General features: G+C 45.5%; 14 protein-coding genes. 2 read left to right on the top strand and 12 right to left on the bottom strand.

Going from position 1 to position 13432, the window contains the following annotated elements; translation table 11 throughout:
- Positions 1 to 62 precede the first annotated feature (62 nt).
- Entirely contained in the window at positions 63 to 1403 is a 1341-nt protein-coding gene (locus IUA53_RS03085; protein ID WP_196898344.1) for a GntP family permease, read from the bottom strand.
- A gap of 260 nt (positions 1404 to 1663) precedes the next feature.
- Here IUA53_RS03085 and IUA53_RS03080 point away from each other — a divergent pair, with 260 nt between their 5' ends.
- Both IUA53_RS03080 and IUA53_RS03075 read left to right on the top strand, forming a co-directional pair.
- Positions 1664 to 2182, top strand: a complete 519-nt coding sequence (locus IUA53_RS03080; RefSeq protein WP_044058134.1) for a gluconokinase — start codon at positions 1664 to 1666, stop codon at positions 2180 to 2182.
- Positions 2183 to 2250: 68 nt separating this feature from the next.
- Positions 2251 to 3258 carry a LacI family DNA-binding transcriptional regulator gene (locus tag IUA53_RS03075; protein ID WP_044448698.1) on the top strand — a complete coding sequence of 336 codons (1008 nt, stop codon included), beginning with the start codon at positions 2251 to 2253 and terminating at the stop codon, positions 3256 to 3258.
- Positions 3259 to 3404: 146 nt separating this feature from the next.
- Here the strand turns inward: IUA53_RS03075 and IUA53_RS03070 are convergent, their stop codons facing one another.
- The 11 genes from IUA53_RS03070 to IUA53_RS03020 all read right to left on the bottom strand — a co-directional run bounded on the left by IUA53_RS03070 (position 3405) and on the right by IUA53_RS03020 (position 13425).
- Positions 3405 to 4295, bottom strand: a complete 891-nt coding sequence (locus IUA53_RS03070) for an MBL fold metallo-hydrolase (RefSeq protein WP_196898342.1) — start codon at positions 4293 to 4295, stop codon at positions 3405 to 3407.
- Positions 4296 to 4359: 64 nt separating this feature from the next.
- Positions 4360 to 4608, bottom strand: a complete 249-nt coding sequence (locus tag IUA53_RS03065; protein WP_196898340.1) for a DUF1653 domain-containing protein — start codon at positions 4606 to 4608, stop codon at positions 4360 to 4362.
- 58 nt (positions 4609 to 4666) lie between these two features.
- Positions 4667 to 5740 carry a DNA polymerase IV gene (dinB, locus tag IUA53_RS03060; RefSeq protein ID WP_044448704.1) on the bottom strand — a complete coding sequence of 358 codons (1074 nt, stop codon included), beginning with the start codon at positions 5738 to 5740 and terminating at the stop codon, positions 4667 to 4669.
- 482 nt (positions 5741 to 6222) lie between these two features.
- A complete protein-coding gene (nqrM, locus tag IUA53_RS03055) occupies positions 6223 to 6456 on the bottom strand; it encodes a (Na+)-NQR maturation NqrM (RefSeq protein WP_044058139.1) in 234 nt (77 codons plus the stop codon).
- A 9-nt stretch (positions 6457 to 6465) separates the two neighbouring features.
- Positions 6466 to 7491 (bottom strand): FAD:protein FMN transferase, encoded by a 1026-nt coding sequence (locus tag IUA53_RS03050; RefSeq protein ID WP_196898338.1) that lies wholly within the window; start codon positions 7489 to 7491, stop codon positions 6466 to 6468.
- A gap of 125 nt (positions 7492 to 7616) precedes the next feature.
- Complete coding sequence (gene nqrF / locus IUA53_RS03045) at positions 7617 to 8849, bottom strand: NADH:ubiquinone reductase (Na(+)-transporting) subunit F (protein WP_044058141.1); 1233 nt, start codon at positions 8847 to 8849, stop codon at positions 7617 to 7619.
- A gap of 20 nt (positions 8850 to 8869) precedes the next feature.
- On the bottom strand, positions 8870 to 9478 hold the full coding sequence (nqrE, locus tag IUA53_RS03040; protein ID WP_196898336.1) for an NADH:ubiquinone reductase (Na(+)-transporting) subunit E: 609 nt from the start codon (positions 9476 to 9478) through the stop codon (positions 8870 to 8872).
- A gap of 3 nt (positions 9479 to 9481) precedes the next feature.
- Positions 9482 to 10114: an NADH:ubiquinone reductase (Na(+)-transporting) subunit D gene (locus IUA53_RS03035; protein WP_044058143.1), complete on the bottom strand. Its 633-nt coding sequence runs from the start codon at positions 10112 to 10114 to the stop codon at positions 9482 to 9484.
- A gap of 10 nt (positions 10115 to 10124) precedes the next feature.
- A complete protein-coding gene (locus tag IUA53_RS03030) occupies positions 10125 to 10889 on the bottom strand; it encodes a Na(+)-translocating NADH-quinone reductase subunit C (RefSeq protein WP_044058144.1) in 765 nt (254 codons plus the stop codon).
- Positions 10879 to 12081, bottom strand: a complete 1203-nt coding sequence (locus tag IUA53_RS03025; protein WP_044058145.1) for an NADH:ubiquinone reductase (Na(+)-transporting) subunit B — start codon at positions 12079 to 12081, stop codon at positions 10879 to 10881. The genes IUA53_RS03030 and IUA53_RS03025 overlap by 11 nt, the downstream gene beginning before the upstream one ends.
- Before the next feature lie 3 nt (positions 12082 to 12084).
- Positions 12085 to 13425 carry a Na(+)-translocating NADH-quinone reductase subunit A gene (locus IUA53_RS03020; protein WP_044059075.1) on the bottom strand — a complete coding sequence of 447 codons (1341 nt, stop codon included), beginning with the start codon at positions 13423 to 13425 and terminating at the stop codon, positions 12085 to 12087.
- Positions 13426 to 13432 lie beyond the last annotated feature (7 nt).

Here is a 13432-nt window from a genome sequence, read left to right as displayed (position 1 = left end):
AAATATAAATAATGAAACCAGTGGCCACAGAAAAACAAAGCTTGTTTGCGCCACTTTTGACGTTAGACAAATAAACCAATTACGAGTACGAGAAAAAGCCCAATAAACCCTATTAGGGTTGCCATACACGTCCAAGACACAAACGTGTCTTTCACGGAAATATCAAAATAACGGTTTACGATCCAAAACCCCGTATCGTTCACGTGAGACATGGCCGTAGCCCCCGCCGCAATCGCAATGGTCATTAGGGCGAGTACTGAGGGTGAAAACGCCAACTCCTGCACGACAGGACCCATTAAACCTGCCGCCGTTAACATGGCCACCGTAGCCGAGCCTTGAATAATTCTTACCGAAATTGCGATGAGAAACCCCGCAGCCAAGGGTGGAAGCGGCGACAATGCGACAACATCGGCAAAGGCCTGTCCCGCTCCAGAGTCGATGAGCACTTGTTTAAACATGCCACCCGCGCCTGTTACCAGAATGACTAAGGCAACCGGCTCTAATCCTCTAGAAGCAATGTTTCTAATTTGTTCCCTTGATAGGCCTTGTTTCTTCCCTAGCACTTTAAAGCAGGCAATGGTTGCAATAGTAAGCGCAATGAAGGGATGACCAATAAATAGCAACGCCTCTTTCAAGACACCTTCGGAAAGCGTGAACTTTGCCAACGTACCCACCAGAATAGCCACGAGCGGAAATGTCAGTAGCGCCGCAACTGAACGAAAGCTGGGGAGCGCTTGTGGCTTTTTATGTGAAGCTTCAATGATATGGCTTGGAACCGGTACGTGCAGGCGTTTTGCTAAAAATGTCGCGTAAATTGGGCCGGCTAAACAGGCACAAGGAACACCAACGACAAAGCCGAACAAAATGACTAAGCCAATATCCGCCCCTAAAATTGACGCCACCGCGACAGGCCCAGGTGTTGGAGGAATAAAGGCGTGAGTAACAGCGAGTCCAGCGGTGAGTGGGATGCCATAATAAATAAGCGACTTTCCTGATTTCTTTGCTAACGAGTAAATAAGAGGCATTAATATGATAAGCCCCACTTCAAAGAAAACGGGTATAGCAACAAGAAACCCCGTTAGCACAACCGCCCACTGGCTATTCTTATCACCAAATTTATTGTTGATAGTTTGCGAAAGCCTATCAATGCCGCCGGATTCTTCTAAGAACTGCCCGAACATAGCGCCAAGACCAACAATGGTCGCTACAAATCCCAGCGTATTGCCCATACCTGATTGCATTGAAGCCAGCACGTCGGCCCCTCGCATTCCCGTACCAAGGCCGACAAATGCCGCTGCCACGAGGATCGCGATAAAAGCATGCATTTTTCTCACTACAACTAAATAGGTGAGAAGTACAATGCTGCAAATAGCGACAAAAAGAAGGGAGAAGGTATCGGTCATATGTGCTCTCTGGTACCTGTTAGTGACAATGTCATCATGTTGACCCTGCCATAATGTGGGAATTGCTCACTATCTTTAAGAGCTAAGTTGATAAGCCCCGTCGATGTTAAATAGTTATTAACTCAAAAAAACCTTTTAGTAACATTATTATAATCACCCCTTGAACGCAACCGGTTTCCAAACTAATATTCATCAATAAAATGGAGACAAAATGACTCACTCCTGATCTACTCCTGAACTGTAATGTGAGAAATAAATTTATGACCCACCGCCATGTATTTTTCGTTTCGGGAGTTTCAGGGACGGGAAAATCGACACTGAGCCAGCATTTAGCCGAACGTTTTGACATGCCTTTCGAGGAAGGAGATCGTTACCACAGCGAGGCCAACGTAGAAAAAATGTCTTCCGGTATACCACTGCAAGATGCCGACAGATGGGAATGGTTAGTTACGTTGAACATGATTGCCAAGCAACACATTCTCGCCGACCGGAACGTGGTTATAAGCTGTTCAGCGCTTCGCTCAGCCTATCGTGACGTGCTGACTAAAGACATCGCTTCTCACTGCCACTTTATTTATCTTCATGCTTCACAGTCCGTGCTAAGTGAGCGATTAAAACAACGGGAGCATTTTTTTAACGGTGATGCTATGCTCGAGAGTCAGTTTGCAGCATTAGAGCTTCCTTCTAAAGAAAACGCATTCATTATTGATGTGACGCAGTCGCTCGAGTGTGTATCTAAACAAGCGGAAGACTTTATTCGCCCTTTGGTATCGATGTAAGACCCGCGACATTAACACTCCTGCCCGCGCGGGTTATCGAAACTAGCAGAACGTTAAAAGATTAAAGAATGAATAAGGTAAAAAAGTCACGCACGAAGATATCAGACGTAGCCAATCACCTTGGGGTCCACAAAACTACTGTTTCCCGTGCGCTTAATAACGCCAGTGGCGTCTCAAAATCACTCGCCAATAAGATCAAAAAGGCTGCTCGAGAGCTAAACTATATTCCGAACCGCGCCGCTCAATCGCTCTGCTCCGACAATAATAGAACCATTGCGTTATTGCTTCCGTCTTTTGGCAACAATGTGTTTAACGATGTGATGTTAGGCGTGAAGGCCGTTGCCGATAAAGCAAATTATGCACTTATGATTGGTGATTCGACCTATACCGAGCTTGGGGAAGAGCGCACTGTCGAGTCTTACATTCAGCAGAACGTGAGTGGCTTTATTCTTACATCGACGCGTCACACTGCAGAAACGCGAAAAATGCTGTTAGCCACAGGGACACCTGTCGCCGAAATAATGGATATTTCTAGCGAGCCTTTTGATATTAACTATGGGGTAAATAACGCATTAGCAGCACAGTCCATGACCCAACATCTCATCGACAAAGGACGCCGCAATATTGCTTTTTGCTCATTGTTTTTAGATTGGCGAGCAATATTGCGAAAACAGGGTTGGGAATCCGCGCTTAACAGTGCAGGGCTATCTGCCGAGCGATATCTCTCCTCTATAGCTGATGCCTCATTTCAAGCTGGCGCAGAGCTGCTCGCAGAAACGTTACATAAATGGCCCGATACTGATGCGCTATTTTTTGTGAGTGATGAGCTTGCTGCCGGCGCGGTAATGGAATGCAATAGGCGAGGTATCAAGCCCGGCAAGGATATCGATATCTGCGGTTTCAACAACCTGAGTTTTTCACGTTCAATTTACCCTGCCCTAACAACAGTTTCAGTCCCACGCCGTGAAATGGCGGAAATGGCAACCGAATCATTGATAGCGCTAATTGAAGGCGAAGACGTTGAACAAGCGAGCCAAGTTTTACCCTTTGAGCTTAAAATACGGGAAACCGCTTAGCAGACATCTGGCAGATTCGGCACTTAGAATTGGTGCACTTTAATCTGGTGCCCAAAGACCCGGTGATAGTGCCATTTTAAGTAAATGGCAGGGCAGTAAAGAAGACTCCCCTGCCCATTTATTCAATATTAAAAGCAGCGTGGTTTTTAAGCATCGGTATAGAGTGTAGTTATCCACTTCTCTTCGGTAATAAAATTCCAGCTCCAATCTGCCCATTTTTCCTCAAGGCCTAGGGCTTTGACTTCATCGAGGGTTTTACCTTCCTGTTTTAGCGCTTTAACATAGTTGAAAGTCTCGTCTATCATTGCGAGAAAACGCTTATATTCCGCTTTATAGCTAAGTTTACCGTGGCCAGGGATAATAACGGTGTCATCGTCAATTTTTTTAAGTAATTGCGTTACCGATTCCATGTAGCCTTCTACATTACCGCCGGCACCTTGGTCGATGTAAGGAAACATGCCGTTGAAAAACAAATCACCGGTATGCATTACATTAGGCTGTTCAAACCACACTACGCTATCACCGTCGGTATGCCCAACTTCTAAGTGCATAACGTGAAGGGTTTCGCCATTAAAGTGTATTTTAATGCCGTCTTCATAGGTGATAGCAGGCAAAGCTTCGGGCTTCACTTTTTCATCATTAGCCAAACGAATTCGCACATTCTCGTGCGCTAAAATAGTGGCGCCTTTGTGGCTGTGAAAAAACGCATTGGAGCCAGTATGATCGCCATGATAATGGGTATTGATCACATACTTAGGCGCATTATTTCCCAACTGGCCTAGTTGCGCGGCAATTTTTTCTGCCAGTGGCGCAAACTGATCATCAATAATCAATATACCATCGTCGCCTGCCGATACTCCAATGTTGCCGCCCATTCCCGTTAACATGTGCACCGAGCCTTTAATCGCTGTGGCTTTCACTTCTACATCAGCAAATTGGTCTTGCGCTACTGCTGTGTTAACGGCTGAGAATGCAAATGGGGCAATGGCGAACAACGCAGCCATGAGCATGTTTTTAGAACCTGGGACAGTTTTCATTATTATTTCCTTGTGTAGGGCTTGTTTGAATTAAGACCAATTTCACTATGGGTTAATTTCACTATTAGATCATTTTTTCATCATCAGGTATTGCGCCCACATATTCAAAGCGAAGTTGGGCAATACCGTCTCGTTCTACTGTATCAAAGAACATTTCTAGAGGGCGAACCCATAACGCCTTTTCCCCATAGCAAGGTCGATACACAACCAGCTTAGTTTCATTTTCTGAATGGGTAGCCACTTCATACACGTCATACAAGCTGCCTTTGTAGTGCTTGTAACGACCGGGGGTTTTAAGTTGTTTGGTATTCATATTATCCCTTGAAAGGAAGCGCTTTAAAAATAACAAGTATACGTGTAACACAGCCTAATTAAACGTCTTCGAAAGGCAAAATAAGCTGCTGGGTGCTTTGGTTGACTGCTAGCCCTATGTGCAAGCCTACCAAACGAATGCCTCGGCCTTTTGCGCGCTCAAAGGCCTCTTCCATTAGGGTATGGAAATAATTTTCATCCAACGCCCCATAACGATGTTCAACCGTGGTTAGCTGGAAGTCATTGAACTTAAGCTTCACGCCCTGCGTGCGAATGCGTACCGGTTTGCCCGTTCGCTTTTTGTGATTATCCATTCGCTCTTGAAGCTTTTCAAACAAGTGGGGCAAGAAGTCGATGCACTGCTCGAAGGTATGTATGTCTTCATTTAACGTGCGCTCCACGCCGATAGACTTGCGCTCACGTGATACCGACAGTTCACGCTCGTCTATGCCGTGAGCACGTTCCCACAACACGCTACCGAATTTTCCAAGCTCTTTTTGAATGCGCTCGAAAGGGTATTGCCTAACGTCATTGCAAGTATTCAACCCCATGCGCTGCAGCTTTTGCATGGTGACTTTGCCCACGCCCGGAATTTTTTTGAGGGGCATTTCTCGTACGAATGTGTCTAGCTTATCTGGCGTGATCACGCAGATGCCGTCGGGTTTGTTTTCGTCACTGGCCACTTTTGCCACAAACTTGCAGGGGGCCACGCCGGCAGAAGCAGTAAGACCTAATTCGTTTTGAATACGCGCGCGTATCTCTTCGGCAATTAACGTAGCACTGCCCCCACAAAACTCACTGTTGGTAACATCTAGGTAAGCTTCGTCTAATGATAAGGGCTCAATAAGGTCAGTATAGTCAGCAAAAATCTTACGTATTTTTTGCGACTCAGCGGCATACACCTCCATGCGCCCTTTCACTAAAGTAAGATTGGGGCACAACTTTAACGCATACGCGGTAGCCATGGCCGAACGTACACCAAATTTGCGGGCGGGATAATTACAGGTAGAGATAACCCCACGACGGTCGGCACTGCCACCAATGGCAATGGGAATATCGCGCAAGGCAGGGTTGTCGCGCATTTCAACTGCGGCGTAAAAACAATCCATGTCGACGTGGATAATTTTTCGCATTGTCCGCCTTCATTCTTTAGCTTTAAACGTAAAACTGTACAAAAAGACAGTATATTACTAATAACGTTGAATTACACTATCTCCTTGTGGACTCTAGATAGAATTAAAGGCTCACACACATAATTAACGTCTTTATGAAAAGTACAAATAATGCAAATTAAACGCTAATTAGCGCTCAATTAAATTAAGGCATAATTGAGAGTGTAAAACGATTGAGCTATATTGTAAGCAACTTACTTACAGGATTTATCAAATGGCTCGAACAATCACATTTCAACCAAGTAAATAAGCACGTTATCGTTTTTAGAAAGTTCAAACATGGTATTAGAATTAGTAGGGTCCTTCATCAATCAATGGACATTATTCGGCAGCTTCAATAAGCCTCAACATTAAAGAACTTATAGATATACTCATCAACAAAAAGCGCTGTCGATGAGTATCAAACAGCGCTTTTAGATCTTAAGCCAACGAAAGGCGAAGCATTACAAAATTTGGTTTTGCTTCCACTCGTTTAGCTTTTTCTGGCGGGCTTCTTCTTTTTCCATACGCGACTTTTTGCGGTCACACGGTTCTGGACAGTCGCAGGCTTTTTCAATCCCTAGCGCACCTAGGCCACCACAACTACCAGAAATAGATTTTCTTTGAACTAGGTAGCCCACAGCCATGGCTAATACCATCACTAAAAAGAAACCAAAGGCAAGAATAAATGTAGACATCGCTACCCCCTAATTATGAACTGTAACCAGTTTATCAAATTCTGGTGATGCATACTCTTCAAATCCGTCTTCGGTACGACGAATTAGGAATACCGCAAGTTGTTCTTGCTCGGCAACCGCAATCGCCTCTTCCCACCCCATCACATTAAATGCGGTAGCCAAACCATCTGACGTCATTGAAGAAGGATGAACAACGGTTACCGACACCAAGTTGTGAGAGATGGGTTTTCCCGTAGTAGGGTCAATTAAATGTGAATAACGTACGCCATCTTCTTCGTAGTAGTTACGATAGTCTCCTGATGTAGCCACCGCATTTTCACCAATAGACACCACTTTTTGCACCGCGCGTTCAGTAGTGACCGGCTTTTCAATAGCAATAAGCCACTCGCTGCCGTCGCCACGTTCTCCTTTCACGCGCATTTCACCACCTATTTCTACCAAGTAATTTTCAATGCCACGTTTTTCCAGTATCTCTGCCACTTCGTCAACGCCAAAACCTTTAGCAATGGTAGACAAATCCACATATAACATGGGGTGGCTCTTCTTAAGACCCGTTGGTGTGGTAGAAAGTTTCTGATAACCCACGTAATCTCTAATTTCGTCGATTTCCCCTTGGCTTGGTACTTTCTCTGGTCGTTTGGTTGGGCCAAAACCCCACAAGTTCACCAATGGCCCTACAGTAACATCAAGTACACCGCCACTTAAATTCGCCAAGCGCAGCGCTTCATTAATAACAAATAGGGTGTCCGGTGATACCTCAAAATTATCGGTATAACGATACTGATTAAAACGCGATAATTCCGACGTCGGGTCGTAAGTAGACATCATCTTATTTACTTCAACAAGACGGGCATCAATTTCAGCCTGTAACCCCTCTACAGGCGCTTCATCTACAAGATATTTGACATTGTAGGTGGTTCCCATGGTTTGCCCTTGTAGGTGCACCACAGGCTGACCTTTTTCACTGCAACTTGCTAGGAATAAAATACCTATTGCAAAAAAGGCGAGAAAAATTCTAATTGCAAAACGGATCACGTTATTATCCTTACTTCTCTTTGCACAAAGTTATATGTCTATTATCTAAGCTGGACATTTTACTTCAACAAAAAAGGGGCTTGCGCCCCTTTTAATATGCTTAATAACTGTTTTAGCTTGGTAGATTAACCACCGAAGTCATCTAGCATGATGTTTTCGTCTTCAACACCCAAATCTTTCAGCATGTTGATAACGGCCGCGTTCATCATAGGTGGTCCACACATGTAGAACTCACAGTCTTCTGGTGCAGGGTGATCTTTCAAGTAGTTCTCTAGAAGTACTTGGTGAATGAACCCTGTGTAACCTTCCCAGTTGTCCTCCGGTTGAGGATCTGACAGGGCTACATGCCACTCAAAGTTATCGTTTTCTGCTGCTAACTCGTCGAAATCTTCTGTATAGAACATTTCACGAAGTGAACGTGCACCGTACCAGAAGCTCATCTTACGGTTAGACTTCAAGCGACGAAGCTGATCGAAAATGTGTGAACGCATTGGGGCCATACCTGCACCACCACCTACGAAGACCATTTCATTTTCAGTTTCTTTCGCGAAGAATTCACCGAATGGACCAGAGATCGTCGCTTTGTCACCTTCTTTCAGGCTCCAAATGTACGATGACATTTTACCAGCAGGTAGGCTTAGGTTATTAGGTGGCGGCGTAGCAATACGCACGTTCAACATAATAATGCCTTCTTCTTCTGGGTAGTTTGCCATTGAGTAAGCACGAATGGTTTCTTCGTCTACTTTAGACTCGATGTCGAAGAAGCCGAAACGCTCCCAATCGCCACGATACTCTTCTGGAATTTCGAAGTCTTTGTACTTAACGTGGTGCGCTGGCGCTTCAATTTGAATGTAACCACCGGCACGGAAAGGTACGCTTTCACCGTTAGGAATTTTAAGCTTAAGCTCTTTGATGAAAGTCGCTTTGTTATCGTTAGAGATAACTTCACAATCCCATTTCTTAACACCAAATACCGACTCTTCAAGTTCGATTTCCATGTCTTGCTTAATCGCAACCTGACATGAAAGACGGCAACCTTCGCGCGCTTCACCTTTCGTGATGTGGTCGAGTTCAGTAGGTAGAATTTCACCACCACCTGAGTGTACGTCGACACGACACTGGCCACATGAGCCACCGCCACCACATGCAGATGATACGAAGTAACCTGCGTCAGCCAGTGCACCAAGAAGCTTACCGCCCGGTGCAGTTTTAATTGCCTTGTCTGGGTCACCGTTAATAGTGATGGTTACATCACCACTTGGTACCAACTTAGACTTGGCAAACATGATGATAAATACTAGCGCCAATACAATGGCAATGAACATGCCGACGCCAAGAAATATTTCTACGTTATTCATTTATATGCTCCCGAGCTCTATTACAGCTGAATACCAGTGAATGACTGGAAGCCGAGCGCCATAAGGCCAGCGATCATGAATACAGAACCCAGACCACGAACGCCATCAGGCATATCAGCATACTTCAGCTTTTCACGTACTGCCGCTAGCAACACAATGGCTAGTGCCCAGCCCATACCACTACCTATGCCGTAAACAATGCTTTCGGTAAAGTTGTATTCACGCTGAACCGCGAATGCTACACCACCAAAAATCGCACAGTTAACGGTGATAAGCGGAAGGAAGATACCTAGTGCGTTATATAACGCAGGGAAGAACTTATCTAAGCTCATCTCTAGGATCTGTACCAATGCCGCGATAACACCGATAAACGTTAGGAAGTTAAGGAAGCTAAGGTTAGCTTCAGGGAAACCTGCCCATGCTAATGCGCCTGGAGCAAGAATGTTGACATAAATAACTTGGTTAACCGGTACAGAAATACCCAATACCACGATAACGGCAACACCAAGACCCATAGCAGTCTTTACTTTCTTAGATACCGCTAGGAAGGTACACATACCCAAGAAAAGTGACAACGCCATGTTCTCAACAAAAATTGAGCGAACAAATAATGATAAATAATGTTCCACGACTTACTCCTTAGGCTCTACTTGTTCTGGACGGATTGTACGGATGAACCACACCATACCGCCAATTAAGAAGAATGAGCTGAAAGGTAGGATTAGCAAACCGTTACCTTGATACCAACCACCGTTTTGAACTAATGGTAGGATTTCGAAACCTAAAATAGTACCGAAACCAAATAGCTCTTTAATTGTGCCAATAACAATTAGAATGAAAGAGTAACCCAAGCCGTTACCAATACCATCAAGGAAGCTCATCAAAGGTGGGCTCTTCATGGCGTAGGCTTCTGCACGACCCATTACAATACAGTTGGTAATAATCAGGCCAACGAACACCGAAAGCTGCTTCGATATTTCATACGAATACGCTTTTAGAATTTGGTCAACAACAATTACCAAAGACGCAATAATGGTCATCTGGATAATAATTCGCACACTAGAAGGAATCTGGTTACGAATAAGTGAAATAAACAAGTTTGAGAACGCTACAACGCTAGTCAGCGCAAGCGACATTACCAAGGCTGTTTCCAGCTTAGTGGTAATTGCCAGTGCTGAACAAATACCCAATACCTGAAGGGCGATAGGGTTGTTGTCCAGGATTGGCCCAAAGAGGGCCTTTTTCATTTCTTTAGTATCTGCCATGAGACTTCCCTTATGAACGCCATGCTTGGTTCTTCAGGAACTGGCCGAAGCCTTGCTCACCTACCCAATAACGAATGGTGTTTTCAACACCGTTACTGGTTAGGGTAGCACCTGAAAGCGCATCGATAGTGTGAGGATTGCTTGGGTTAGCATTTTTCACTACGCGAATAGCCACTTCGCCATTCTCGTAAAGCTCTTTGCCGTCCCATTTGTCCTGCCAAGCAGGGTTTTGCACTTCACCACCTAATCCTGGCGTTTCTTTTTGCTGATAGTAAATAAGCTCGCGAACCGTTTGGCCGTCTGCGTCTACCGCTAAGAAACCGTACATAAGGTCCCAAAGACCGCTACCGTGTACAGGAAGGATGATACGAGAAACATCTCCTGCATCGTCACGTACTAAGTAAACACTCGCCACATTTGGACGACGTTGGAAGCCTACATTACTGCTAGTTACCTTAGTGCTGTACTCTGTTTCTTTGGCCGCTTTATACATATCGTAATCTGGCTTAGGTGCGTCGACAAACGTACCTTCATCAAGATTAACGTAGCGCTGTTCTACTCGCTCGCTGTACGTGCTTTCGATGACGCTATTGCTCATGCCTACTTCGTATAGGCCTGCTGCATTAAGAATATTGCTCTTTTTATCAAGAGCTGCGTTTGTTTGCTGCAATGAGCGAAGGCCAACAGCCGCGCCAGAAACAACAATTGAACAAACTAAACATACGGCAACAACTACGCCGATAGTTTTGCCTAAAGATTCTTTCTTAGCCGACACGTGCTACCCTCCGCTTGATATTGCTTTGTGCGACAAAATAGTCGAACAGTGGCGCCCACAAGTTAGCAAATAGTATTGCTAGCATCACACCTTCCGGGAAGGCAGGGTTTAGGACGCGGATTAGTACCGTCATGAAACCAATGAAGATACCGTAAGCCCACTTACCTTGGTTAGTGAATGACGCTGACACTGGGTCTGTCGCCATAAAGAACATACCAAAAGCAAGACCACCCACAACAAAGTGCCAATGCGCAGGCATTGCAAACATGGGGTTAGTGTCACTACCAATGAGGTTTAGCAGTGTTGCGAAGAACGCGACACCGATGGCCACGCCTGCAACAATGCGCCAACTTGCTATACGCATGTACATGATGAACAAGCCACCAAGGATAATAGCAAGGGTAGATACCTCACCTGCTGAGCCCGCGATGGTACCGATAAAGCTGTCCATCCACTGCGTCATATCAGCGTAGTCTAGGTTGCCCCAAGCAGCTTGGCTAAGAGACGTTGCACCTGAGTAACCATCTGCCGCTACCCATACTTGGTCACCCGAAATTTGTGCAGGGTAAGCAAAGTATAAGAACGCACGACCAGACAGTGCTGGGTTAAGGAAGTTACGACCTGTTCCACCGAAGACTTCTTTCGCAATAACCACACCGAAGGTAATACCTAGTGCTACTTGCCATAAAGGAATAGTGGCGGGAAGGGTGAGTGCAAAAAGTACCGATGTTACGAAGAAACCTTCGTTTACTTCATGCTTACGCACAGAAGCGAATAGGACTTCCCAGAAACCACCCACCGCAAACGTGACTGCGTAGATAGGTAACCAGAAACAAGCACCGTAAAAGAATAGGCCTAGCATGCCCGCATTGGTTAAGTCACCGCCTAATGCAGTGAAAAGACCGGCTTGCCATGTGTCAGGTAGTGTACCTGCGCCCATGGTAATCGCGTCTTGCGCTTGAAGACCAATGTTGTACATACCAAAGAACATCGCTGGGAATGTTGCCATCCATACCATGATCATGATGCGTTTAAGGTCAATGCTGTCACGCACGTGCGTGTTCGCTTTGTTTACCTTACCTGGCGTATAAAAAATGGTCGCCGCCGCTTCGTAAAGCGCGTACCACTTTTCATGCTTACCACCCGGCTCAAAATCCGGCTCAATTTTTTCTAAATACGCTTTTAAACCCATGACTTAACCCTCTTTCTCTATCGTGGTCAAACAGTCGCGTAAAATAGGACCATAGTTGTATTTGCCAGGGCATACGTAGGTACACAGTGCCAAATCTTCTTCGTCCAACTCTAAACAACCCAACGTCTGAGCACCGTCAGTATCACCAGAAATCAGGTCCCTAAGCAGAAGCGTAGGAATGATATCTAGGGGCATAACGCGTTCGTAATTACCAATTGGAACCATAGAGCGTTCGGAACCATTGGTTGTTGTTGTCATATCGAATTTCTTGCTACCACTTAGATGACCTAAGTAAGCACGAGTCACTGAGTGTTGGTTCGAACCAGGCATGATCCAACCGAACAATTTTTTCTCGCGACCTTCTTTTAATAATGAAACTTGGGTGTGGAAACGACCTAGGAAGCCATGAACGCCCTGGGCTGTTGTACCGTTAAGTACAGAACCAGATACAACACGTACGTCACCTTCTACACACTCGTTGGCAGTAAGCTCGGTTAGGTCTGCACCTAAAACCGTGCGCACTAAGCGTGGGTTAGTTGCCGCTGGACCCGCTAGCGAAATAACACGACGGTTATCTAACTCACCGGTCGTGAGCAAAGCACCAATCGCCATAACGTCTTGGTAATTAACATGCCAAACCGTTTTGTTCATGCCAGCTGCATCTAGGAAGTGAATGTGCGTACCTGGTAGGCCCGCAGGGTGTGGACCGCCAAATTCTTCTACATCAACTGCCGCGTCGCCGGTTGCTACCGATGACCCCGCTGCCTTACATACGTAAGTTTTGCCACCACTCAATTGCGTTAACGCTTTAAGACCATTTACAAAATCGTCTTGGCGCTCAGCAATGATAACAGCAGGATCTGCCGCTAATGGATTGGTATCCATTGCTGTCACAAAAATTGAACTTGGAACAGAATCTAGCGCTGGAGATTTGCTAAATGGACGCGTACGGAACGCAGTCCACATGCCAGACTCTACAAGGATTGACTGAAGTTGCTCGCGTGTTGCACTCGCAATCTGGTCAGCTGCAATTTTGTCAAACGCAACAGCATCACTGCCACTGGTTTTGACTACTACAGACTGAAGAACACGTTTTGCACCACGGTTAACCTCTACCACTTCACCCGCAGTCGGGGCAGTGAATTTAACGCCAGGGTTCTTTTTGTCTTCAAAAAGCACCTGACCTTTCTTCACTACATCGCCAACTTGGACGTGCATGGTAGGGCGCATACCCACATATTCTTCTCCCAGAACGGCAACGCGCGTTGCAGAAGATGCATCAGCAATCTCCTGCTTGGGCGCTCCCTCAATTGGGAGGTCGAGACCTTTCTTGATTTTTATCATATGTAAT

Origin of the sequence: Alteromonas sp. B31-7, assembly GCF_015767655.1 — a bacterium.
GTDB lineage: Bacteria > Pseudomonadota > Gammaproteobacteria > Enterobacterales > Alteromonadaceae > Alteromonas > Alteromonas australica.
The sequence above is the reverse complement of the archived record's forward strand: the minus strand, read 5'-3'. Positions and strand labels throughout refer to the sequence as shown.